Source organism: Paraburkholderia phytofirmans (assembly GCF_046028095.1).
Classification (GTDB): Bacteria; Pseudomonadota; Gammaproteobacteria; order Burkholderiales; family Burkholderiaceae; genus Paraburkholderia; species Paraburkholderia phytofirmans_A.
Window position 1 is genome coordinate 17,976 of the sequence record NZ_JAQQDJ010000027.1, and the last position, 21,984, is coordinate 39,959.

The following is a 21,984-nucleotide window of genomic DNA, read 5'->3' on the forward strand; positions in this document are numbered from 1 at the left end:
AACCGACGCATCCGAGTCAACCATGTCTACGAAAAAGCCAAACGCCGCGTATAGCGAAGCGTCGATCAAGGTGTTGAAGGGCCTGGAGCCGGTCAAGCAACGGCCCGGGATGTACACCCGCACCGAGAATCCGCTGCACATCATTCAGGAAGTCATCGACAACGCGTCGGACGAGGCCCTCGGCGGCCACGGCCGGCAAATCACCGTGACGCTGCACGCGGACCATTCGGTCTCCGTCGAAGACGACGGCCGCGGCATTCCGTTCGGTCTGCATCCGGAAGAAGGCGTGCCGGTCGTCGAGATCGTTTTCACGCGCCTGCACGCGGGCGGCAAGTTCGATAAAGCCGCCGGCGGCGCGTACACGTTCTCGGGCGGCTTGCACGGCGTCGGCGTGTCCGTCACCAACGCGCTGTCCACTCGCCTCGACGTCACCGTGTGGCGCGACGGCAAGATCGCCGAACTGAGTTTCGCCAACGGCGACGTCGCCAAGGAACTCGAAGTGCGGCCCGCCACGAAAGGCGACAAGAAATCCGGCACGCGCGTCACCGCGTGGGCCAATCCCAAGTATTTCGATTCGCCGAACCTGCCGCTCGGCGAACTGCAACGTCTGCTGCGTTCGAAAGCCGTGTTGTTGCCGGGCGTCGAAGTCACGCTGATCAACGAGAAAACCGGCGAACAGCAAACCTGGAAATACGAAGACGGTCTGCGCGGCTATCTGCTCGAAGGCATGAACGGCAGTGACCTGCTGATTCCGCTGTTCGAGGGCGAGCGCTACGCTGAAAACTCGCGCGCGAGCGAAGAGACCTTTGCCGAAGGCGAGGGCGCCGCGTGGGTCGTCGCGTGGAGCGAAGAAGGCACGCTCATGCGCGAGTCGTACGTCAACCTGATTCCCACGCCCGCTGGCGGCACGCACGAATCCGGTTTGCGCGACGGTCTGTATCAGGCGGTGAAGAGCTTCGTCGAACTGCATAACCTGCAGCCCAAGGGCGTCAAACTTTTGGCGGAAGACGTGTTCGCGCGCGTGTCGTTCGTGCTGTCGGCGAAGGTGCTCGATCCGCAATTCCAAGGGCAGATCAAGGAACGCCTGAATAGCCGCGACGCGGTCAAGCTGGTGTCTTCGTTTGCGCGGCCGGCGCTGGAATTGTGGCTGAATCAGCACGTCGAGCTCGGCAAGAAACTCGCCGACCTCGTCATCAAGCAGGCGCAGGCGCGCACGCGTGCCGGGCAGAAGGTCGAGAAGCGCAAGAGCTCGGGCGTCGCGGTGTTGCCGGGCAAGCTGACCGATTGCGAATCGACGGAAATCGGCCGCAACGAATTGTTTCTCGTCGAGGGCGACTCGGCGGGCGGCTCAGCGAAGATGGGCCGCGACAAGGAATACCAGGCCATCCTGCCGCTGCGCGGCAAGGTGTTGAACACATGGGAAACCGAGCGTGACCGGCTGTTCGCCAACAACGAAGTGCACGACATCTCGGTGGCGATCGGCGTCGATCCGCATAGCCCGGACGACAAGGTCGATCTGTCGAACCTGCGCTACGGCAAGATCTGCATTCTGTCGGACGCGGACGTCGACGGCTCGCACATTCAGGTGCTGCTGCTCACGCTGTTCTTCAAGCATTTCCCGCAACTGATCGAACGCGGACACGTGTGCGTGGCGCGTCCGCCGCTGTTCCGGGTCGACGCGCCCGCGCGCGGCAAGAAGCCGGCGCAAAAACTCTACGCGCTCGACGAAGGCGAACTCGAAGCGATTCTCGACAAGCTGCGCAAGGACGGCGTGCGCGACACGCAGTGGTCGATCAGCCGCTTCAAGGGCCTCGGCGAAATGAGCGCGGAACAGCTGTGGGACACCACGATGAACCCCGACACGCGGCGCTTGAGTCCGGTGGCGCTCGGCGCACTCGACTACGACGCCACGGTCGCGCGCATGACCATGCTCATGGGCAAGGGCGAAGCGGCGTCGCGCCGCAGCTGGCTGGAAGAAAAGGGCAACGAAGTGGAAGCGGATATCTGAGCCAGCGGGTCTCACCGCGCTCTGACTTCGCACGAAAACTTCACGCCAAACACGGATACGGAATCTAGATGGACGACGATAACACTCTCGACCTTTTCACCGAGCCGCCGCCCCCGGAGGGCGACTTTCTCACGCTCGGCAATTACGCGGAACGCGCGTACCTCGACTATGCGGTGAGCGTGGTCAAGGGCCGCGCGCTGCCGGATGTGTGCGACGGCCAGAAGCCGGTGCAGCGCCGCATCCTGTTCGCGATGAACGACATGGGTCTGTCCGACAACGCGAAGCCGGTCAAGTCGGCGCGCGTGGTCGGCGATGTGCTCGGTAAGTATCACCCGCACGGCGACCAGTCCGCGTACGACGCGCTGGTGCGTCTCGCGCAAGACTTCTCGATGCGCTATCCGCTGATCGACGGCCAGGGCAACTTCGGTTCGCGCGACGGCGACGGCGCGGCGGCAATGCGGTACACGGAAGCGCGCCTCACGCCGATCGCAAAACTGCTGCTCGCTGAAATCAACCAGGGCACGGTCGATTTCATGCCCAACTACGACGGCTCTTCCGAGGAACCGAGGCTGTTGCCCGCGCGCCTGCCGTTCGTGTTGCTGAACGGCGCATCGGGTATTGCGGTCGGATTGGCCACGGAAATTCCGTCGCACAATCTGCGCGAAGTGGCGGCGGCGACGGTCGCGATGATCCGCAATCCGAAGATCGAACACGCGGAATTGATGCAGCACATCGCCGGGCCGGATTTCCCGGGCGGCGCGCAGATCATTTCGAGCGACGCGGAGATTTCCGCCGCATACGAAAGCGGGCGCGGCAGCCTCAAGGTGCGGGCCCGCTGGAAGATCGAGGAACTCGCGCGTGGCCAGTGGCAACTGGTGATCACCGAATTGCCGCCGAACACGGCCGCGCAGAAGGTGCTCGAAGAAATCGAAGAGCAGACCAACCCGAAGATCAAGCTCGGCAAGAAAGCGCTCACGCCCGAACAACTGCAAACGAAGCAGACCATGCTGGCGCTGCTCGATGCCGTGCGCGACGAATCGGGCCGCGACGCGCCGGTGCGTCTCGTGTTCGAGCCGAAGTCGAGCCGCATCGATCAGACCGATTTCGTCAATACGCTGCTCGCGCATACGAGCCTCGAATCGAATGCGTCGCTCAATATGGTCATGGTCGGTGGTGACGGCCGGCCGCGTCAGAAGGGCTTGAGCGAAATCCTGCACGAGTGGATCGCGTTCCGCTTCGCCACGGTGACGCGCCGCACGCGTCATCGATTGACCAAGGTCGACGACCGGATTCACATCCTCGAAGGCCGGATGATCGTCTTTTTGAATATCGACGAAGTCATCCGCATCATTCGCGAGTCGGACGAACCGAAGGTCGCGTTGATGGCCGCGTTCGGCCTGTCCGACCGTCAGGCCGAAGACATTCTTGAAATCCGGCTGCGTCAGTTGGCGCGGCTCGAGAAGATCAAGATCGAGAAGGAACTGGCCGAACTTAAAGACGAGAAGGCCAAGCTGGAAGAACTGCTCGGCAGCGAATCGGCGATGAAGCGTCTGCTCATCAAGGAAATCGAAGGCGACGCCAAGCAGTACGGCGACGAGCGCCGCACGCTGATCCAGCAGGAAAAGCGCGCGACCTTCGAAGCGCGTGTGGTCGACGAACCGGTGACGGTCGTGGTGTCGCAGAAGGGTTGGGTGCGCGCGCTGAAGGGCCACGGGCTCGACGTCGCGGGCTTCACGTTCAAGGCCGGCGATGGGCTCTATGCGGCGTTCCAGTGCCGCACGCCGGACACGCTGGTCGCGTGGGGCAGCAACGGCCGCGTCTATTCGGTCGCGGTGGCCATGCTGCCGGGCGGCCGCGGTGATGGTGTGCCGGTCACGTCGCTGATCGAACTGGAGTCGGGCAGCCATCTGATGCATTACTACGCGGCGTCCGCGGAGCAGGCGTTGCTGCTTGCTTCGAGCAACGGCTTCGGCTTCGTCGCGAAGGTCGGCGACATGGTGAGCCGCGTGAAGGCCGGCAAGGCGTTCATGACGATCGATGCCGGCGCCGCGCCGCTCGCGCCGATGCCGATGCTGCCGGACGCGACGCACATTGCGTGTCTTTCTTCGGGCGGACGGTTGCTGGTATTCGGCCTCGACGAGATGAAGACGCTCTCGGGCGGCGGCCGCGGTGTCACGCTCATGGCGCTCGACGACAAGGAAACGCTCGTACAGGCACTGTCCATCAACAACGCGGGTGTCGTGTTGATCGGCACGCGCCGTGGCGGCCGTGTCGATGAAGAGAAGGTGAGCGGCGCAGCGCTCGTGCCGCATATCGGCAAGCGGGCGCGCAAGGGCCGCGCGCCTGAGAGCAAGATGAAGCTCGAAGGTATGCGTCCGGTGCTGGCCGCTTAACAAAGCTTGACGTGGGAACACGGCAAGCGTCTGCTAGCATGCAAGACGCTTGTCGTGCGCAGTTCGTGCGTACTGAGAGTACAAAACCGGGGAGCAGCATGGCCATTACCGTGAACATGCTGCGATAACAACTACAAAAACGACGCGAAAGCCACGGGTGTCATGGAACTGCGCGCATAGCGCGTGGTCGAATGCGCTCAATAGCCGCTTGCTCATAGCACTCGTTATAAGCGGCGTGGCGTCGTCGGGAGAGGAAAACAACATGAACAAGGCTATCGAACTCGCGCTCTTTCTCCATTTGCTCGCGGTTGCCGTGTGGGTAGGTGGGATGGTGTTCGCGCATTTCTGTCTGCGCCCGGCAATTGCCGATCTCTCGCCGCAATTACGCTTGCCGTTGTGGGAATCGGTGTTCGGCCGCTTCTTCAATTGGGTCGCGGCCTCGGTGCTGGTGATTCTGCTCACCGGCGGCTTCCTGCTGATGCAATTCGGCGGCGGCCATGCCACCTGGCCGCTGCATGCCATGGCCGGCCTCGGCATTGTGATGATGCTGATCTTCGGGCACATCCGTTTTGCCGTATTTCCGCGCATCCGCCGCGCGGTGCAAGCGCAAAAATGGCCGGATGGCGCGCGGGCCGTCGGCACGATCCGCCGTCTGGTGCTGATCAACATCGTGCTCGGCGTAGTGACGATCGGCGTCGCGGTGCTGTCGCGCGGCTTCTGAGATTCTGCAATTGCCCGCTTGAAAATTGATAGCCGCGTGGTGACACCGCCGCGCGGCGCGCCCTTCAAGTCTCGTCATCATTGAGCGAAGCGTCGCCGTCGTCTAGATCAGCGCGCCATAAGCGAGCCACAGCCCGCACACCACTGCTACCGTTCCGTACACCACGTACACCGGCACCTTCAGCTTGGCAAAGCACATGGCGGAGAATAGCGCGGTCAACAGATAAATCGGTTTGAACGGCACATGCGCGGCAATGCGCAGCACGGCCACCGCGAGAAACGCGGTGGTGACGGCGCGCAAAATCCGCATGCCATGCTCGAAGCGCGGATTGGCCTTCAACTGATGCAGATGCCGCTGCGCCAGCACGACGAGGCACCCCGACGGCACGAACAGCGCGAGCGTAGCGATCAGCGCGCCCACCCAGCCATCCACCAGATAGCCGAAGAACGGCACCACGTTCAACAGCGGTCCGGGCGACAGCGGCGAAAGCGAAAACGCCAGCGTGAAGTCGTTATCGGAGACGCCGATCGCCGGCGTAACGAACAGCGTCTTGAGCACCGGCAACGCCGAGAAGCCGCCGCCGAACAACGTCATGCCGGCACCCGCAAGCCGCGGCCACAATAGCGCCAACTCATAGCGATGCGGCAACGGCATCGCGAACAACGCGAGAAAGACGGACAGAGCGCTCAGCATCTGCCAGTCGCCGCGCGCGAACGACACGATGACGCGCGAATTGCGCACCGGGCTCACGAACCAGCCGGTGCCGAAGGCCGCCCCGAGCATGACGACATAAGCGGCCGGACTGCGCGCATAGAACAGCGCGATGCAACCCAGCACCGCCGCCACCCATTCGAGTTTGCCGCGCACCAGCGCACGCGTCTGTTTATACCAGGTGATCGCGATCAGCGTGGCCAGCACGACGCTGAAGTGATTGAGCAAGGTTTGCGAGGCCGCGGCGCGCACGAATGGCGTGCGGTAGAAGATCGCGAACAGCGTCATCAGCATGAAGAAGGGCAGGACGCTGGCAATGCCCGCGACCCAGGCGCCGGCGCGTCCGCGCAGCGCATGCCCGAGTTGCACGGCGACGTTGCAGCCCACCGGGCCGGGCACCATCCATGCGAGCGCGATCAGATCGGAGAAAGCGACGCGCGAGAGACGTCCTTCACGCTCGACATAATGATTTTCAAGTTGCGCCATGAGCGCGAGGCCGCCCCATGACAACGCGGACAGGCCGAACACGACCCGGAACAGCGTCCATAGCGGTTCCCGTTCGCCTCGTCTGGCAGCATCCTGGCTCGTGATCATCTGCATGGCGCCAAGAGCGCCCGGTACGCGGGCGCTAGTCCTTTGAGATCATCGTTTAGTGGTCCGCGCGGCCGGCCGGCGGCATCGCGCTGTGATGCGGTACAGCGAGAATGTAGCCGGTTTTGCGGCGCTGCGGGGGATGACCGTTAACGGCTCGCAACGGGCGCCGCGCTCAGGTGTTGGTGCTGGATACGCTGCTGGTGCTGTCGGCTTCATGCGCGATGCGGCGGCCCGTCATGCCGCACACGCCGAAGCGTTCCAGCAGCGCCGGAATCGCGTCCACCGGCACGGGACGCGAGAATAGAAAGCCCTGCGCCTCGATATGGCCGAGCGCGGCGAGCCATGCAATCTGCTCTTCGGTCTCCGTGCCTTCGACCACCACCGTGAGCCCGAGCGAACGCGCCAGATTGACGATCGCGGTGACCATCACGCAGACGCTGCGGTCGCCTGGAATTGCCTGGATGAACGAACGGTCCACCTTTAACGTGTCCACTGAGAAGCGGTTCAGATAGGACAGCGACGAATAGCCGGTGCCGAAATCGTCGAGCGCGATGCGCACGCCGAGGCGCTTCAACGCGAAGATCTTCTCGGAGACCAGTTCGGGATACTCCATCATCGCCGTTTCGGTGATTTCGAGTTCGAGGCGGCGCGCGGAGATGCCGCTTTCCTCGATGGCGTGCGAGATCGTTTCGTACAGGTCGCCGCGCCAGAATTGCACCGCCGAAATGTTCACCGCGAGCGACAGCGTGTCGTAGCCCTGTTGCTGCCACAGCGCGAGTTGACGGCAGGCGGTCTCGATCACGAAGTCGCCGATCGGCACGATCAACCCGGTCGATTCCGCAACCGGAATAAACTCGTTGGCCGGAATCAAACCGTGCTGCGGATGATTCCAGCGCACCAATGCCTCGAAGCCGGTAATGCAGCGGCGCGTCAGATCGATCTTCGGCTGATAGGCGAGGAACAGTTGGCCTTCGGCGAGCGCCACGCGCAACTGCTGTTCCCACTTCATCAAATGATCCGCGCGATGCGACAGCTGCGGCGAATAGAACTGATAGCAGTTCTTGCCTGCGTCTTTCGCGCTGTACATGGCGAGGTCGGCTTTTTTCAGCAGGTCGATCTCGCTTTCGTTGGCGACCGAGTAGAGCGCGATGCCGATGCTTGCATGCAGCACGAACGAACTGCCGCGTACTTCGAACGGCTTGGCGAACGCTTCGGCCGCGGCTTCGGCGAGCGCGACGGCGCGCTTCTCGACGTCGTCGCCCTTGATCACCACGACGAACTCGTCGCCGCCGATGCGGCTCAGCGCGCCGCCTTCTCCGACCGCGGTGGCGAGCCGCGAGGCCGTCATTTGCAGCACGATGTCGCCGGCGTTGTGACCGAGCGTGTCGTTGACGGTCTTGAAGTTGTCGAGGTCGATAAAGAGGATCGCGAGGCGGCCGAGGTTGGTCTGCTGCGCCACGTCGTGCCGCAGGGTCTGCAGCGTCGCGTAGCGATTGCGCAGACCGGTGAGCAGATCGTATTCGACCAGGTGCGTCATCTCGCGCTCGCGGCCAAGCAGCTTGCCGATCAGGCCGGTGGCCACGGCGAAGAAACTCAGCATGGCGAGCGAGATGAAACTCGCCATCATCAGATAGACGTTGCGCGTGTGGTTGTAGTCGGCGAATTCCTCGGCTTGCGAGAGACCCACCAGCACGCCGAGCGGATAACCGTCGATATGGCGGTACGACACGATGCGCGTGACGTTGTCGATCGAATCGACATAGGTGCCCGACACATGCTCCGAGGTCGGATACGAACCGCTCGCCGAGAACACGCCGTTGGCGGTTTCCGTGCTGCCGGTGCGCCGCGCGAGCACGGTGCCGTTGTCCGAGATCACCGCGATCACGCCTTCGCGGCCGATCGCCGCGTTGTTGTAGAAGTCGGTGGTGAAATAGCTGGGATCTTCCGAGACCACCACGACGCCCGCGAACGAGCCGTCCGGATGATTCAGACGCCGCGTCATCTGCAAGGTCCAGTGGCCGGACACGCGGCCGAGCACGGGCTTGCTGATAAACAACTGGTCGTCGTTCTCGTGTTCGTGGACCTTGAAGTGTTCGCGGTCGGACAGATCGATGCGCTTGGGGTTGAGCTCGGCCGTGTTGGCGACCAACGTGCCGTGTTCGTCGATCAAGGACACCTGCACCAGTGTCTCGCTTTGCACGACGCCTTTTTCCACCGTACTCGCAAGATCGAAATGATTCGGCGTTTTCTCGAACTCGAATTTGACGAAGCGGGTGATCTGATCGACCTGGTGAATCGCCTTGACGGTGTGCTGTTCCAGCGCCGCGGAAAGAATTGCAGCAGAGGCCATGGCCTCGCGATAGGTCGCTTCTTTCTCGACCGAAAGACGCGCGAAGATCACGGTCCAAAGCAGGATCAGGACCAATACGCCTAGCGCGGGAATGGCGAGCAACGCGCGCCGGCGCGACACTGCGGGGTCGCGCCGGGGTTTGGCATCGCGCTGGTCGGAGAAGCGGGATTGACTCATCGGGCGGCCCGTGCCTGGGTGCCGGCCGGTTGCAAACGAACGAGCGTCGACTGCGCTGATTTCATGAGTGGCTGCATGGTGACCAAGGTGCCGGAACTGCTGCGCAGAAGAAATAAGCGTGGCGCCGTGCCTGACCATCCGCAGGTCATCGGGTACGTCTTGATATTACTTAATGCCACTGGATTAAGGAAGAGGCCGGGCATCGGGTATACGAGGGCGCGGCAAGATGCCTGTTGCGATGAATCTGGCATCCTGTGCGGCTGCTCTTGAGGCCGCCGCATGACGGTGATATTCGGGTATTCCATCGGGAATCGGCGGCGAGGCGCGCCAGCATTCAGGTGTGCCAGGCCTTTAACAGGCCTCTTCCAATGCAAGGCGCATTTAATCGTGCAAACGATGCGGCGTTTTGTGGTCAGGCGCGGCCAGGGAGGGCGAACCCTATGCCGCTCCCAATTGCGTGCCCGACGCATGAGCGAGGCAAGGGGCGTGCCGGTCAGGGCAAGCGAAACGTGCCGTCGACAATCGTCACCGACGCGCCGCCGATCCACGTCTTGCCGCGCGCGTCGTCGTAGTGCACGCAGACGTGGCCGGCCCGGCCCAGCGCGGTGCCTTGACGAACTGAATAGTGCGTGCCCGGGCGCAACTGCTGCGCGCTCAGAAGGCCCGCGAGCGCGGCATTGGCGCTGCCTGTCACCGCGTCTTCACCGACGCCGAAACTGCCGCCGGCCATCAGGCAGCGCACCTCGAAGGTGGCCGGGCCGTCGGCCTCGTGCGGACCATAAACAGCGAGGCCGTGCGTGCCCACCGAATGCACGAGTTCGGCGAGCGCGGCGGCGTCGGGTGCTAACGCGAGGCATTCACGCGCCGAATTGACGCGCACCACGAGCCACGGCGCACCATTGTCGACCGCGCAGGGCGTCGCGCTGAAATCGATTGCGTCGCTACGTAAAGCCGTAGACAGTGCCGCGTAGCGATCCTCGGCAAGCGGCGTGACGCGCGCGGGCGGCGCGGCGAAGGCCCACGCGCCGTCCGCTCCCGGCAGCGCCTCGAGTTCGACGAGGCCCACGCCGCACTGCTGTACGAGCTTGCCGGCCTGCTTCGGCTGATAACCGCTTTCGAGCAACGCGTGCGCGGTGCCGAGCGTCGGATGACCCGCGAACGGCATTTCACCATGCGTGCTGAAGATGCGCACACGATAGTCGGCGGCCGGGTCGGTCGGCTTCACCAGAAACGTCGTTTCGGACAGATTGGTCCAGTGAGCGATGGCCTGCATCTGAGTCGTATCGAGTGCGTCGGCATCGAACACGACGGCAAGCGGATTGCCTTTGAACGGCACCGCCGTGAATACGTCGACTTGTTTGAAACGGACAGTGTGGGCGGGCATCGGGCGCGGTCCAGCGAATCAAACGAATGGATAGGGTTGGCGGATTCTATCCGTTGACGACGTAACGATCTACCTCTGCACAAATGCAAAACGCGCCGCGGGTGGCTGACACCTCGCGACGCGTTCCTGTCTTGCTGCGCCGGACGAACCGGCTGCTTCGACTGCGTTACTGCTCTATTGCTTTACTCGACTTCGGCGATCATCTCGATCTCGACGCATGCGCCGAGCGGAATCTGCGCGACGCCGAATGCCGAGCGCGCATGCTTGCCGCGTTCGCCGAACACGTCGGCGACCAGTTCGGACGCGCCGTTGGTGACCAGATGCTGTTCGGTGAACTCGAGCGTCGAGTTGACGAGACTCATCAGCTTGACGATGCGCGTGACGCGGTTCAGATCGCCCACATGCGTGTGCAGCGTGGCGAGCAGGTCGATGGCGATCGAGCGTGCGGCGGCTTTGCCTTCTTCGGTGGTGAGGGTGGCGCCGAGCTTGCCGGTCCAGACCTTGCCGTCCTTCTTGGCGATGTGTCCGGACAGATACACCGTGTTGCCGCTTTGCGCGCTCATCACATACGCGGCAGCCGGCGCGCCGGCGGTGGGCAGTTCGATGCCCAGTTCCTTGAGCTTGTCGTACACATTCGTTTGAGCCATGGTGCGTCCTTGATCAGTAGTGAAATTCGGTGGATGCGGTCGGGCGAAATCATGCAAACCGCGCGCATCAAACACGCAAACAGCGCGCGGCAGACTTCAGATCTTCGCGCGGATCAGCGCGCCGAGACGCGACACGCCTTCGTCGATCTTGGCCGGCGGCACCGTCACGAACGATAGCCGCAGCGTGTTGTGCTGCGCTTCGTTCGCGAAGAACGGACCGCCCGGCACGAACGCGACGTTCTGCGCGACAGCTTCTTCCAGCAGCTTCATGCTGTCGATCTGCGCGGGCAGATTCACCCACACGAACATGCCGCCTTCCGGGCGATTCCAGCTTACGCCTTCCGGCATGTAGCGTTCGAGCGAAGCCAGCATCGCCGCGCATTGATCGCGATACAGTTCGCGGATGGTCGGCACGTGCGTGTCGAGGAAGCCGTCCTTGATCACTTCGTACACGATGCGCTGCGTGAAGCTCGGCGTGTGCAGATCGGTCGCTTGCTTGGCCTGCACGAGTTTGAAGATCAATTCTTCGGGCGCGATGATGTAGCCGACTCGCAGGCCCGGCGCCAGCACCTTCGAGAACGAACCGAGATGGACGATGTGGTCCGGCGCCATCGACAGCATGGTGGGCAGCGGTTCGCCGGCGTAGTCGAGCGCGCCGTACGGGTCGTCTTCGATCACCGGGAACGGCGCGGTCTTCGCGAACTCGGCGAGCGCGCGGCGGCGTTCGACCGGCAGGCGGCGGCCCGTCGGATTCTGGAAATTGGGTTGCGCGTAGAGCAGTCGCGCGCCGGCCGTCAGCTCGGGCGTGAGGCCTTCGGGAACGAGGCCGTGTTCGTCGGTCGGCACTTGCACGTAACGCGGCTCGTACATCGAGAACGATTGCAGCGCGCCGAGGTAGGTCGGCGTTTCGACCAGCACCGGGCTGTCCGGGCACACCAGCACCTTGCCGAGCAGGTCGAGCGCCTGTTGCGAGCCGGTGGTGATCAGCACTTGGGTCGGACGGATCTGCGCGCCGTTCACCGAGTAGCGCTTCGCGATCCATTCACGCAGCGGCAGGAAACCTTCGGTTGCGCTGTATTGCAGCGCCGCGGCGGGTTCGTCGCGCAGAATGCGGTCTGACGCGGCGCGCATGCGTTCGGCCGGGAACGTAGCCGGCGAGGGCAAGCCGCCCGCGAAGGAAATGACTTCGGGCCGCTCCGTGACCTTCAGAATCTCGCGAATCGCCGAGCTCGTGAGCTTGCGTGCGCGTTCGGACAATTGCCACGTGGGGGCTTTCAAGTCGCTTTGGTCCATGGTCTCCTCTGCTGGTACTGGAACCGGTCAAAACTTCGATTATCGCGCGAGTCGGCGACCCGCGCGCGCTGCTTATTTAAGGGTCCGTAGACCGTTGGGTGTTTCAAACTCGGCGATGAGCGCCGGCGCGCCTTCCGTGGATTGCAACTCGATCAGGTGCGCTGCGCCGAGCCAGCGCAGTTGCGCCGCGACCGTGTCGGCTTGCGGGTGCGCGCCTTTCAAGGCTTTCAGCGAAATCTCCGTTTCCGGCAAGGACGTGGACGGATGCTTCGTCGTATCCCACTGAATCAGCGAGGGCAGCACACCGTCGCCGATGCCTTGCCAGGCGGGGAACGCGCCGTCGTCGGGCACGGTCAGGCCCCACGTGAAATCGCCGCGCGTCATCGGCACGACGGGGGGAATGCGCTGCGGATACTGCGTTTGCCAGGTCGGCAGGTGCTTCGGCCGTTCGACCCGTGCGACCCAGTGCGACAGATACGGCCCGTTTTCGAGCCGCGCATGCGTTGCCGGGTCGTCGAGCGCGAACAGGCGGGGCCGCGGCGCGCTGACGTCGGCCGGCGCATTGTCCAGGGCTGCGGCTTGCGGATCGACCGCGATCACTTCCAGATACACCCTGCCCCACAGGTTCAGCAGCCGATTGTGCGTGCGCATCAGCGGATGCGCGCCGCCGCCGGCCGGCGCGACGCCGAGCGTATCGGCGACGTACTGCGTACCCTCGTCGAGGGTGCGGGCGGAAATCACGAGGTGATCGAGGCGGAGCGAATGAGCAGTCATGACGGAGCGGGGAAACGGTTTTCTGCGGTGAACCGGGGCGGGCCGGGTGTCGCGGCAACGCTGCCGGGGCCGTAAGCATAACCGTTTGCCGGATCGGCGGGCCATGCGGATGGGGTGCGGCAGGGTTTTGCCGGAGGCCGTGTGGCGCGTTGTAAGGCTCGCCGTACCACCATTCCATCCTTTCTTATCTGGAAATGTAGCGACGCCGACCGGCACAGTAACGATACAATCGATTCGATACTGTTCGGTACAGTTGGAGCCCGCCATGTCCGTCCCGCTTGCCCAGATTCCCACTCCGCACGACACCGCGTCGCTGACGCTGGTCGAGCAACTCGTCCAGTGGGCGCGCCGCCGCATCGAGGAGCGCGCGTTCCGCCCCGGCATGCGCATGCCGTCGATCCGCAAGCTGGCGCTCGACAAGGGCGTGTCGCGCTTCACGGTGGTCGAGGCGTACGAGCGGCTGGTGGCGCAGGGTTTTCTGGAGTCGCGGCGCGGCTCCGGGTTCTATGTGCGCGAACGGCTGGGCGGCGCGGCCAGCGCTACCGCCGAGATTCATCCGCTCACCGCGGCGGCGCCGGCGCCCGCCACGATCGACGTGGTCTGGCTGCTGCGCAACATGCTGCACACCGGCGCGCGTCCCGAGCGTAGTCCTGGGCTGGGTTATCTGCCGGCGCGCTGGCTCGACGGCGACCTGATCACCAACGCGCTGCGCACGCTCGGCCGGCAAAGCGGCGCGCAGATGCTCGGCATCGGCACGCCGCAGGGTTTTCTGCCACTGCGCCAGCAGTTGCAGACGCGGCTCGAAGAACTGGAGATCGGTGCGTCGCCGGATCAGATCGTGATGGTGTCCGGCATCACGCAGGCCATCGACCTGATCTCGCGCATCTACGTCAAGCCGGGCGATGCGGTGATCGTCGGCGATCCGGCGTGGTTTCAGATGTTCGGGCGTTTCGCGTCGCAGGGCGCGCGGCTCGTCGGCATGCCGTACACGCCGGACGGCCCGGATCTCGACGCGCTCGAAACGCTGGTGCAAACCTGGCGGCCGAAAATGCTGGTGATCAATTCGGTGCTGCAGAACCCGACCGGCACGTCGCTCACGGCGGCCCAGGCGTTCCGCATTCTGCGCCTCGCTGAAGCGTACGATTTCATCGTCGTCGAGGATGATATTTACGGCGATCTGTGTCCGCCGAGCTATCCGGGCACGCGCTTGGCGAGCCTCGACCAGCTGAAACGCGTGATCTATCTCGGCAGCTTTTCGAAAACACTCGCGCCGAATCTGCGGGTCGGTTTCATTGCCTGCGCGCCCGAAGTGGCGACCGCGGTCAGCGACCAGAAAATGCTGGTCGGCATGACGAGCCCGGAACTGAACGAGCGTGTGCTGTACAAAATTTTGACCGAAGGCCACTACCGGCGGCATGTCGAACGGCTGCGCGTGCGGCTCGACGGCGTGCGCGAGAAGTCCGTGCGGATGCTGGAGAAGACCGGCCTGAAGCTGTTTCTGACGCCCATGGCCGGCATGTTTTTGTGGGCCGACACGGGCGTCGACGCCGACGCGCTGGCGGCAGCCGGCCACGAAGCCGGTTTTCTGCTGACACCCGGCAGCCTGTTTTCTCCGCAGCAATCGTCGACCACCTGGATGCGCTTCAACATTGCCAATTGCGGCGATCCGGAACTGGCCACTTTTTTGTGCCGGTATCTCGACAGCGTGGCGCGCCGCGCCTCTTGAAACCCCGCCGGCTTGCCCCCAATTAGGCGGACAAACCGGCGGCAGCGCCGTTCGGGTGCGCGTTTATCGCGTCTCCGTAATGACGGTGCTTCGGTGCTCCGGCGGTCCGCTACGGGGCCGCCGCGCATCACGCGCCGCCGGCAGGCCGCAACGAACGGCGCCAGCCCTGACCTGAATCCCATTCGCAACAGAGAGGAAGTCCGACCATGGCACAAGAAACCATGAGCTTTCAGGCAGAAGTGAAACAGCTTCTGCACCTGATGATCCATTCGCTGTACAGCAACAAGGAAATTTTCCTGCGCGAGCTGATTTCGAATGCCTCCGACGCGGCCGACAAGCTGCGCTTCGAAGCGATCGAAAACAGTGCGCTGTACGAAAACGATCCGAACCTGCGGATTCGCGTGTCGTACGACAAGGCCGCGCGCACCATCACGCTCGACGACAACGGCATCGGCATGAGCCGCGACGAAGCGATCGCCAACCTCGGCACGATCGCCCGCTCGGGCACCAAGGAATTCTTCGGCAAGCTCTCCGGCGACCAGCAGAAAGATGCGGCGCTGATCGGCCAGTTCGGCGTGGGCTTTTATTCGGGCTTCATCGTCGCGGACAAGATCACGGTCGAAACGCGCCGCGCCGGTTTGCCGGCCTCGGAAGGCGTGCGCTGGGAAAGCGCGGGTGAAGGCGATTTCGCGGTCGAGCAGATCGAGCGCGCCGCGCGCGGCACGACCATCACGTTGCATCTGCGTGCGGATGAAGACGAGCTGCTGTCGTCGCATCGTCTGAAGTCGATTATCCAGAAGTACTCCGACCACGTCGCGCTGCCGATCCTGATGCAGAAGGAAGAGTGGGACGCGGAAAAGAGCCAGATGGTTACGAAGGACGAGGACGAGACCGTCAATCAGGCCAGCGCGCTGTGGACGCGCTCGAAGAACGAGATCACCGACGAGCAGTACAAGCAGTTCTATCAGCACCTCTCGCACGACCATCAGGATCCGCTCACGTGGACGCATAACCGTGTGGAAGGCCGCAGCGAGTACACGCAATTGCTGTATGTGCCGACCCACGCGCCGTTCGACATGTTCAATCGCGACTATCGCGGCGGCCTGAAGCTGTACGTGAAGCGTGTGTTCATCATGGACGACGCCGAGCAACTGCTGCCTGCGTATCTGCGCTTTGTGAAGGGCGTGGTCGATTCGGCGGATTTGCCGCTGAACGTGTCGCGCGAAATCCTGCAGGAAAGCCGCGACGTGAAGGCGATCCGCGAAGGCGTGACCAAGCGTTCGCTGTCCATGCTGGAAGAGTTGGCCAACTCGGATAACGAGGCCGACAAGGAAAAGTACGCTGGCTTCTGGAAGGAATTCGGCCAGGTGCTGAAGGAAGGCATCGGCGAAGACTTTGCCAACCGCGAGCGGATCGCGAAACTCGTGCGCTTTGCGTCGACGCATACGGAGACTGCCGAGCAGACCGTGTCGCTGGCCGACTACGTCGCGCGCATGAAGCCTGAGCAGACCAAGATCTACTACGTGACCGCCGACACCTGGCAGGCCGCGACCCACAGCCCGCACCTCGAAGTGTTCCGCAAGAAGGGCGTGGAAGTGCTGCTCCTGACCGATCGCGTGGATGAGTGGATCCTGTCGTTCCTGAACGAATTCGAAGGCAAGCCGCTGCAAAGCGTGGCGCGCGGCGATCTCGATCTGGGCGCGTTGAACGACGAGGAAAAGCAGGCGCAGGAAAAGGTCGGCGAAGAGTTCAAACCGCTCGTCGAGAAGATGAAGGAAGCGCTGAAGGACAAGGCCAAGGACGTGCGTCTCACGTTCCGCCTCACCGATTCGCCGTCCTGCCTCGTTGCCGACGACGGCGAAATGAGCGGCTATCTGCAGCGTATGCTCAAGGCCGCGGGCCAGACGGCGCCGTCGTTCCATCCGATTCTCGAAGTGAATCCGGAGCACGCGCTGGTGAAGGGCCTGCACGCGGACAGCGCGAACTTCGACGACTGGTGCCATCTGCTGTTCGATCAGGCATTGCTCGCCGAAGGTGGCGCGCTGGACGATCCCGCGAGTTTCGTGAAGCGCACCAATGCGCTGCTGCTGGCGCGCGCGAACTGAGCGTGGGCCGAGTTTGATGCCACGGCGTCGTACTGACGTTTGAGGTTGAAAAATGCGCTGCTTCGGCAGCGCATTTTTTTTGCCCTGCGCAATGGCTAGACATGACGTAGCTTGACTTGGCTGGCGAAGCCCGGCCTACTCCCACCTTCGCCCCCCCCTCAAGCCGATCACTTAACGCGCTGGCGCCGGCCCCTCCAGATGACGCACTTGCGAGAGCACGCTACCGGCCAATTCTTTGGCCTCGTGACATGAAGTGTGATCGGCCAGCACTTTTGCGGCGAGACTGCCGATAGCCTTGCTGGTCTGTTTCGACGTGTGGTGTTGCGCCAGCGCTGAGCCCGCCAGTTCTTTCTCCAGTTGCGCGACGCCCGCGCGCCGTAAAACGACCGCAGCCAGATGAGCGATGCTGTCGGATGTTTCCTTCGATTTTCCAGTGTTCAAAGTTTGCTCCATGTTGTAGTTGATTGATCTGATCGACTAAGGGGTGCTGCTCGCAGTCGATTGAAATTAATTATGGTTAACTAACTAAATAGAATCAATGGTATTAAATTGAGATTAGTTTATGAGATGTAAAAGCGCGGTTTTGTCTTATGCTCGCGCGAATTTTATTCGGAGGCTTGAAGGATTATTTCCAATCTCTAAGCATTGAAAGCACTGGGTCCTATTTTTGTGATTACGCCTTCGCGCATGACAACAACGCTCTGAATTCCCATGTCCGATTCCGCTCTGGCAGTACCCCTCGATTCCGTTCATCTCCTGTGGTCCATCCTGCGCGAGCAAGGCTTCGATGCCGCCGCGCGTCGCGCAGTCGAATTCGCCGTGGCAGGCGGGACGCCGCAGTTGCACGCCGACCTGTGCGCGAGCGCGGGGCGTTTCGAAGAGGCGTATCACAGCGCGTCGCAGGCGCAAGCGTGTGCGAACGGCGCACGCCATGCGCGGATCGCTCTGTTCGCCGACGCGCTCGGCTACGCCGGCGCCGCGCAGCGCAACAGCGAGCGGGCGGTAGCCGCGCAGCCGGTCGAGACGACGATCGACTGGGTCGCGTGGCTGATCGGCACGTGCGGCGTGCATTCGGCGGCCGCGCGAATCTTGCGTGCGTATGAGCGTCGGGCGCCGCAGGACGCGCGTGCGCCGTGGTGGTTGTCGATCGCGTTGGCAGAACTGCCGGAGACGAGTGCGCGGGACGAGCGTCGCGCGGCGCTGCTGCGCGCGTTTGCGCTAGACCCCTCGATCGATCCGGCGTTGCCGTTGCAACTCGTGCTGGCGTTGCGCGAGATGCGCGATTGGCCGATGGTCGAGCGTATCTGCCGCGAAAGTCTTGCGCGCAATCCCGCCGATGCGGAGATGGCGTGGCAACTCAGTCACGCGCAATGGCAGTGCAACGACGCAGCCGCGGCGGAGGCCACCATGCGCGCCGTGGACGCCGTCGCGCCCGGCAATGCGAACGTGCTCGCGGCCATCGGCATGTATCTGAACGAACAGGCGCGCTACGCGGACAGCGAGGCCGCGCTGCGAGCGGCGCTCGCGATCGATCCGTCAGCGGTGCAGGCAGCGGTCGATCTGGCGGACCTGGAACTGCGGCGCGGCGATTGGTCGAGCGCGTGGCCTCGTTTCGAGGCGCGTCTCGCGCGCGAAGACCGCGAACAGAACAATGTCGTCAGCGTAATGACACGTTTGTGCCCGCGCTGGCGTGGCGAAGCGCTCGCCGGCAAGACCCTGGTCGTGCACAGCGAGCAGGGTTGCGGCGACGACATCCAGATGGTGCGCTTCGTTCCGCAGCTGGCGGCACGCGTGCGTGACGAAGGCGGACGGCTGGTGCTTGCCGTGCGTCGCGCGCTGCAACCGCTGTTTGCGCGTTTCTACGCGAATTGCGTGTCGATCGAAGAAGGCCCGCTCGGCTCGCCGGATTACGCGTTGCCGCTCATGAGCCTGCCGCTCGTGCTCGGTCTCGAGCCGGAGCAGGTGCGCGGCGCGCCCTACCTGCAGGCCGATGCAACGAAGGCGGCGGTCTGGCGCGAACGGATCGCCGCGCACTCTCCCGATGCGAAGTGGCACGTCGGTCTCGTCTGGTCGGGCAGCCCGACGCATCGGCGCGACGCCAAGCGGTCGATTCCGCTTGCAGCGCTGACGCCGCTGCTGGCGCTTCCGGATATCGTGTTCCATCCGCTCACGCCCGAACGCCACGCCGATGTGACGGTGCTCGCCGCGCAGGGATATCGCCTGTGCGATCTGACCGGCGATTACAAAGACGGCTTCGACGACGTCGCGGCGCATCTCAGCGCGCTGAACGCGCTGGTGACGATCGACAGCGCGCCGTTGCATCTCGGCGGAGCATTAGGGCATCGCGTGCTGGCAATGCTCGATCACGTCTCGCACTGGTCGTGGGGCAACGAAGAGGCGCAGCCCTGGTATGACTCGGTCGAACTGTTCCGGCAGCCGCAGCCTGCGCAATGGGCGCCGGTGGTCGAGCGGGTGGCCGCGCGTCTGAAGACGATGCTGGCGCCGGACCAGACAACCTGAGCGGCGCAAGCCACGCCAGGTTCAGAGCAACTCACGCAACTGATCGACTTTGATGCACGAACACGAATTCCCATTCCTCACGAGCGTTTCCAACGCACTCGGTGCGACCACCGTGCAGGCCGACGCCTGCTTTGCCGAGGGGCGCCATCACGAAGCGATTGCCGACTACGAACGCGTTCTCGCGGCACAGCCGCACAACGTACACGCGCTCCATCGACTCGGCCTCGCCTTGTTTTGCGTCGATCGGCCCGACCGTTCGCGCGAGCATTTCGATCGGGCATTGAACGTCGCGCCTGAGCGCGCGGATATCTGGGAGCATCGCGGCTTGATCGCCGCGCTGGACGGCGAGCTGATCGCGGCCGAAGCGTTCTACCATCGCGCAGTGGGCCTCGGTGGCGGCACCGTGAGTCTGCATCGGAATCTCGGCGATTGCCTGACGCTGTCGAAGCGTCTCGTCGAAGCACGCAAACACTACCTCCAGGCGCTTGAACTCGAACCGACGTTGCATCACGCCGTTCGCTCGCTCGCACGAATCAGTACCGAGGTCGAACGCTATCAGGACGCAGCAGACTACTGGCTGCGTGCATGGGCGCTCGACCCGACGCATCTGCCGGACGCCCTTGACCTGATTACTGCGTTGTCGAGAGCACAGCGTGGCGAGGGGATCGACAGCGTGCTCGCCGAACTGCGCGTCCGCTTCGCCGCCGATGCATCCGCGTTGCAACAGGTGGCTTTTGCATTGAACAACGCGGAGCGTTTCAGCGATGCGATCAGCTTCGCCATCGAAGCGCTCGGCGTCGATCCGCGCAACGGCTGGCTGCATCACAACGCGTCGTTTGCGTTCAACATGCTGGGCGACTTCCCGGCCATGCATGCGCATGCCGTCGAAGCCGCGCGGCTGATGCCCGATCATCCGCTGATGCAATTCAACCTCGCAGCCGCACAACTGCGCGCCAGCGACTACGAAAACGGCTGGAAGCAATATCGATGGCATGAAGCCCTGCCGGAAAATCACGATCTGGTTCGCCCGGCTTATCCCGAATGGCAAGGCGAGCGGGTGACGGGCCGCCGCTTTCTGCTCATCGGCGAGCAGGGGCTGGGCGATCAACTGCAGTTCTTGTGTATGGCCGACTGGTTGCATAGGCGCGGCGCACAGGTCGACGTCTGGGTCGAGGCTCCGCTAGGCGAAGTGGCGCGAAGCGCGGCCGGCGTGCGTGCCGCGTGGACGACCGCGCCGCCCGGACCGTACGACTACTGGTGCCGCATGCTCAGCATGCCGGAGTCTATGAAGCTGGACCTGCCGATGCTGCCGCTCGCGACGTCGTATCTGCGAGCGGTACCGGCGCAGGTGCAACGCTGGCTCAGCCGGCTCGACGCAATCTGTGCAGCCGATGCGCGCGATCTGCCCGGAAAACGCGTCGGCATTGTCTGGGCCGGTAATCCGGCGTACGAGCTCGATCGTTATCGATCGATTCCGTTGCGCCAATGGCTGCCGGTTTTGCAACAGACCGGCGTGCACTGGTTCGCGCTGCAAAAGGGCGAGACACAGAATGATGCGGTGGCGTGGGGTGTGGATATCGGCATGCACAGACTCGGGCCGGAGATCGACACGTTTGCCGACACGCTGGCGATCGTGCAGTCGCTCGATCTGGTGATTACGGTGGACACGGCGGTTGCCCATCTGGCCGGCGCATGCGGCACGCCGGTCTGGGTGCTGGTGCCGACGTTTACCGACTGGCGCTGGATGACGGCGCGCGACGATAGTCCGTGGTATCCGTCCGCGCGACTGTTCAGACAGCGTGACTTGGGGCGTTGGGAAACGGTGCTCGACGAGGTCGCGCAAGCATTGCGCGATTTTGTCGCCAGCTGAAAACCGGGCGGCCTCACACGCGCCCAGTTTTTCGGTTGAAGTTGGCCGCGAATGGCGGTCGGTTACTTCTTGCCCATCAACGTATCCATCGTCTCGCCGCGCACGACGATCTCGGTGCGACGGTTCAGCGCGCGGCCTTCGGGCGTTTCGTTGCTCGCCACCGGATTGTTGTACGCGTTGCCCTTCGTGCGAATGCGGTCCATGGCGATGCCGCGCGCCACGAGCGCATAACCCGCCGCGGTCGCGCGCGCTTCGGACAACTGCTGGTTGTATTCGAGCGTGCCGACGTTATCGGTGTAGCCCTCGACGACAATCGGTTTCTTGCTGCGCTTGAGCAGCACAGCCGAACGATCGATGACCGCGGCCGCATCGCTGCGCACGTCGGATTTGTTGAAATCGAACAGGGCGGTTTCGGGCAGCTTGACCGCGACACCGCCGGTGACCGGCGCCACCTCGATACCGACGGCCTTGTTCAATGACACCTCCGTGTCGCGGTTCAGTTGCGCCGCGCAACCTGTCACCAGCAGGAGCGAGATCGCGCATGCGGTTGTGCTCAGAATGTTCTTCATCTTCGTGTCGTTTCCTTGATTGTGCGTTCATGTGGCGCGCCGTTGATCGCGCGCGGCCGGCTTTGCAAAGCACGGAGGTTTTATCGCGCGACGCGAGCCGCGGAGAATCGGAACTATCTGAAATCGACACGCTGGTGAAAGC

General features: G+C 63.4%; 15 protein-coding genes. 7 read left to right on the plus strand and 8 right to left on the minus strand.

What is annotated here, in order from left to right; translation table 11 throughout:
* Positions 1-22 precede the first annotated feature (22 nt).
* The 3 genes from PQR54_RS38130 to PQR54_RS38140 all read left to right on the plus strand — a co-directional run bounded on the left by PQR54_RS38130 (position 23) and on the right by PQR54_RS38140 (position 5,122).
* The gene (locus PQR54_RS38130; protein WP_116142530.1) at positions 23-2,008 is read left to right on the plus strand and encodes a DNA topoisomerase IV subunit B; all 1,986 of its coding nucleotides are present in this window, start codon (positions 23-25) and stop codon (positions 2,006-2,008) included.
* A gap of 68 nt (positions 2,009-2,076) precedes the next feature.
* A complete protein-coding gene (gene parC, locus PQR54_RS38135; RefSeq protein ID WP_408255172.1) occupies positions 2,077-4,401 on the plus strand; it encodes a DNA topoisomerase IV subunit A in 2,325 nt (774 codons plus the stop codon).
* A gap of 262 nt (positions 4,402-4,663) precedes the next feature.
* The gene (locus PQR54_RS38140) at positions 4,664-5,122 is read left to right on the plus strand and encodes a CopD family protein (protein ID WP_012432243.1); all 459 of its coding nucleotides are present in this window, start codon (positions 4,664-4,666) and stop codon (positions 5,120-5,122) included.
* A gap of 102 nt (positions 5,123-5,224) precedes the next feature.
* Here the strand turns inward: PQR54_RS38140 and PQR54_RS38145 are convergent, their stop codons facing one another.
* The 6 genes from PQR54_RS38145 to PQR54_RS38170 form a co-directional block, all read right to left on the minus strand.
* On the minus strand, positions 5,225-6,433 hold the full coding sequence (locus PQR54_RS38145; protein WP_408255174.1) for a chromate transporter: 1,209 nt from the start codon (positions 6,431-6,433) through the stop codon (positions 5,225-5,227).
* Positions 6,434-6,599: 166 nt separating this feature from the next.
* Positions 6,600-8,954 carry a bifunctional diguanylate cyclase/phosphodiesterase gene (locus PQR54_RS38150; protein WP_408255176.1) on the minus strand — a complete coding sequence of 785 codons (2,355 nt, stop codon included), beginning with the start codon at positions 8,952-8,954 and terminating at the stop codon, positions 6,600-6,602.
* A gap of 493 nt (positions 8,955-9,447) precedes the next feature.
* On the minus strand, positions 9,448-10,338 hold the full coding sequence (locus PQR54_RS38155; RefSeq protein WP_408255178.1) for a PhzF family phenazine biosynthesis protein: 891 nt from the start codon (positions 10,336-10,338) through the stop codon (positions 9,448-9,450).
* 182 nt (positions 10,339-10,520) lie between these two features.
* Complete coding sequence (locus PQR54_RS38160) at positions 10,521-10,985, minus strand: RidA family protein (protein WP_106306481.1); 465 nt, start codon at positions 10,983-10,985, stop codon at positions 10,521-10,523.
* Between the two features lie 96 nt (positions 10,986-11,081).
* On the minus strand, positions 11,082-12,278 hold the full coding sequence (locus PQR54_RS38165; RefSeq protein ID WP_408255180.1) for an aminotransferase-like domain-containing protein: 1,197 nt from the start codon (positions 12,276-12,278) through the stop codon (positions 11,082-11,084).
* 72 nt (positions 12,279-12,350) lie between these two features.
* Entirely contained in the window at positions 12,351-13,052 is a 702-nt protein-coding gene (locus tag PQR54_RS38170; RefSeq protein WP_408255182.1) for a VOC family protein, read from the minus strand.
* A 265-nt stretch (positions 13,053-13,317) separates the two neighbouring features.
* On the opposite strand from PQR54_RS38170, the gene PQR54_RS38175 reads away from it, so the two are divergent.
* Together PQR54_RS38175 and htpG are read left to right on the plus strand one after the other, a co-directional pair.
* Positions 13,318-14,778 (plus strand): aminotransferase-like domain-containing protein, encoded by a 1,461-nt coding sequence (locus tag PQR54_RS38175; protein ID WP_408255185.1) that lies wholly within the window; start codon positions 13,318-13,320, stop codon positions 14,776-14,778.
* Positions 14,779-14,984: 206 nt separating this feature from the next.
* Positions 14,985-16,883 (plus strand): molecular chaperone HtpG, encoded by a 1,899-nt coding sequence (gene htpG, locus PQR54_RS38180; RefSeq protein WP_408255187.1) that lies wholly within the window; start codon positions 14,985-14,987, stop codon positions 16,881-16,883.
* A gap of 171 nt (positions 16,884-17,054) precedes the next feature.
* On the opposite strand, the gene PQR54_RS38185 is transcribed toward htpG, so the two are convergent.
* Positions 17,055-17,336, minus strand: a complete 282-nt coding sequence (locus PQR54_RS38185) for a hypothetical protein (protein WP_408255190.1) — start codon at positions 17,334-17,336, stop codon at positions 17,055-17,057.
* 258 nt (positions 17,337-17,594) lie between these two features.
* Here PQR54_RS38185 and PQR54_RS38190 point away from each other — a divergent pair, with 258 nt between their 5' ends.
* On the plus strand, positions 17,595-19,403 hold the full coding sequence (locus PQR54_RS38190) for a hypothetical protein (RefSeq protein ID WP_408255192.1): 1,809 nt from the start codon (positions 17,595-17,597) through the stop codon (positions 19,401-19,403).
* A 52-nt stretch (positions 19,404-19,455) separates the two neighbouring features.
* Positions 19,456-21,273, plus strand: a complete 1,818-nt coding sequence (locus PQR54_RS38195) for a tetratricopeptide repeat protein (protein WP_408255194.1) — start codon at positions 19,456-19,458, stop codon at positions 21,271-21,273.
* Between the two features lie 62 nt (positions 21,274-21,335).
* Here PQR54_RS38195 and PQR54_RS38200 read toward each other — a convergent pair whose 3' ends face one another.
* Positions 21,336-21,842 carry an OmpA family protein gene (locus tag PQR54_RS38200; protein ID WP_408255196.1) on the minus strand — a complete coding sequence of 169 codons (507 nt, stop codon included), beginning with the start codon at positions 21,840-21,842 and terminating at the stop codon, positions 21,336-21,338.
* Between the last annotated feature and the right edge of the window lie 142 nt (positions 21,843-21,984).

Excerpts from the sequence above, each read along its gene's own strand:
- PQR54_RS38170 (WP_408255182.1), bottom strand. The coding sequence starts at position 13,052 with ATGACTGCTCATTCGCTCCGCCTCGATCACCTCGTGATTTCCGCCCGC.
- PQR54_RS38185 (WP_408255190.1), bottom strand. The coding sequence starts at position 17,336 with ATGGAGCAAACTTTGAACACTGGAAAATCGAAGGAAACATCCGACAGC.
- htpG (WP_408255187.1), top strand. The coding sequence starts at position 14,985 with ATGGCACAAGAAACCATGAGCTTTCAGGCAGAAGTGAAACAGCTTCTG.
- PQR54_RS38200 (WP_408255196.1), bottom strand. The coding sequence starts at position 21,842 with ATGAAGAACATTCTGAGCACAACCGCATGCGCGATCTCGCTCCTGCTG.
- PQR54_RS38165 (WP_408255180.1), bottom strand. The coding sequence starts at position 12,278 with ATGGACCAAAGCGACTTGAAAGCCCCCACGTGGCAATTGTCCGAACGC.
- PQR54_RS38145 (WP_408255174.1), bottom strand. The coding sequence starts at position 6,433 with ATGCAGATGATCACGAGCCAGGATGCTGCCAGACGAGGCGAACGGGAA.
- PQR54_RS38175 (WP_408255185.1), top strand. The coding sequence starts at position 13,318 with ATGTCCGTCCCGCTTGCCCAGATTCCCACTCCGCACGACACCGCGTCG.
- PQR54_RS38190 (WP_408255192.1), top strand. The coding sequence starts at position 17,595 with ATGTCCGATTCCGCTCTGGCAGTACCCCTCGATTCCGTTCATCTCCTG.
- PQR54_RS38160 (WP_106306481.1), bottom strand. The coding sequence starts at position 10,985 with ATGGCTCAAACGAATGTGTACGACAAGCTCAAGGAACTGGGCATCGAA.
- PQR54_RS38195 (WP_408255194.1), top strand. The coding sequence starts at position 19,456 with ATGCACGAACACGAATTCCCATTCCTCACGAGCGTTTCCAACGCACTC.
- PQR54_RS38155 (WP_408255178.1), bottom strand. The coding sequence starts at position 10,338 with ATGCCCGCCCACACTGTCCGTTTCAAACAAGTCGACGTATTCACGGCG.
- PQR54_RS38150 (WP_408255176.1), bottom strand. The coding sequence starts at position 8,954 with ATGAGTCAATCCCGCTTCTCCGACCAGCGCGATGCCAAACCCCGGCGC.
- PQR54_RS38130 (WP_116142530.1), top strand. The coding sequence starts at position 23 with ATGTCTACGAAAAAGCCAAACGCCGCGTATAGCGAAGCGTCGATCAAG.
- parC (WP_408255172.1), top strand. The coding sequence starts at position 2,077 with ATGGACGACGATAACACTCTCGACCTTTTCACCGAGCCGCCGCCCCCG.
- PQR54_RS38140 (WP_012432243.1), top strand. The coding sequence starts at position 4,664 with ATGAACAAGGCTATCGAACTCGCGCTCTTTCTCCATTTGCTCGCGGTT.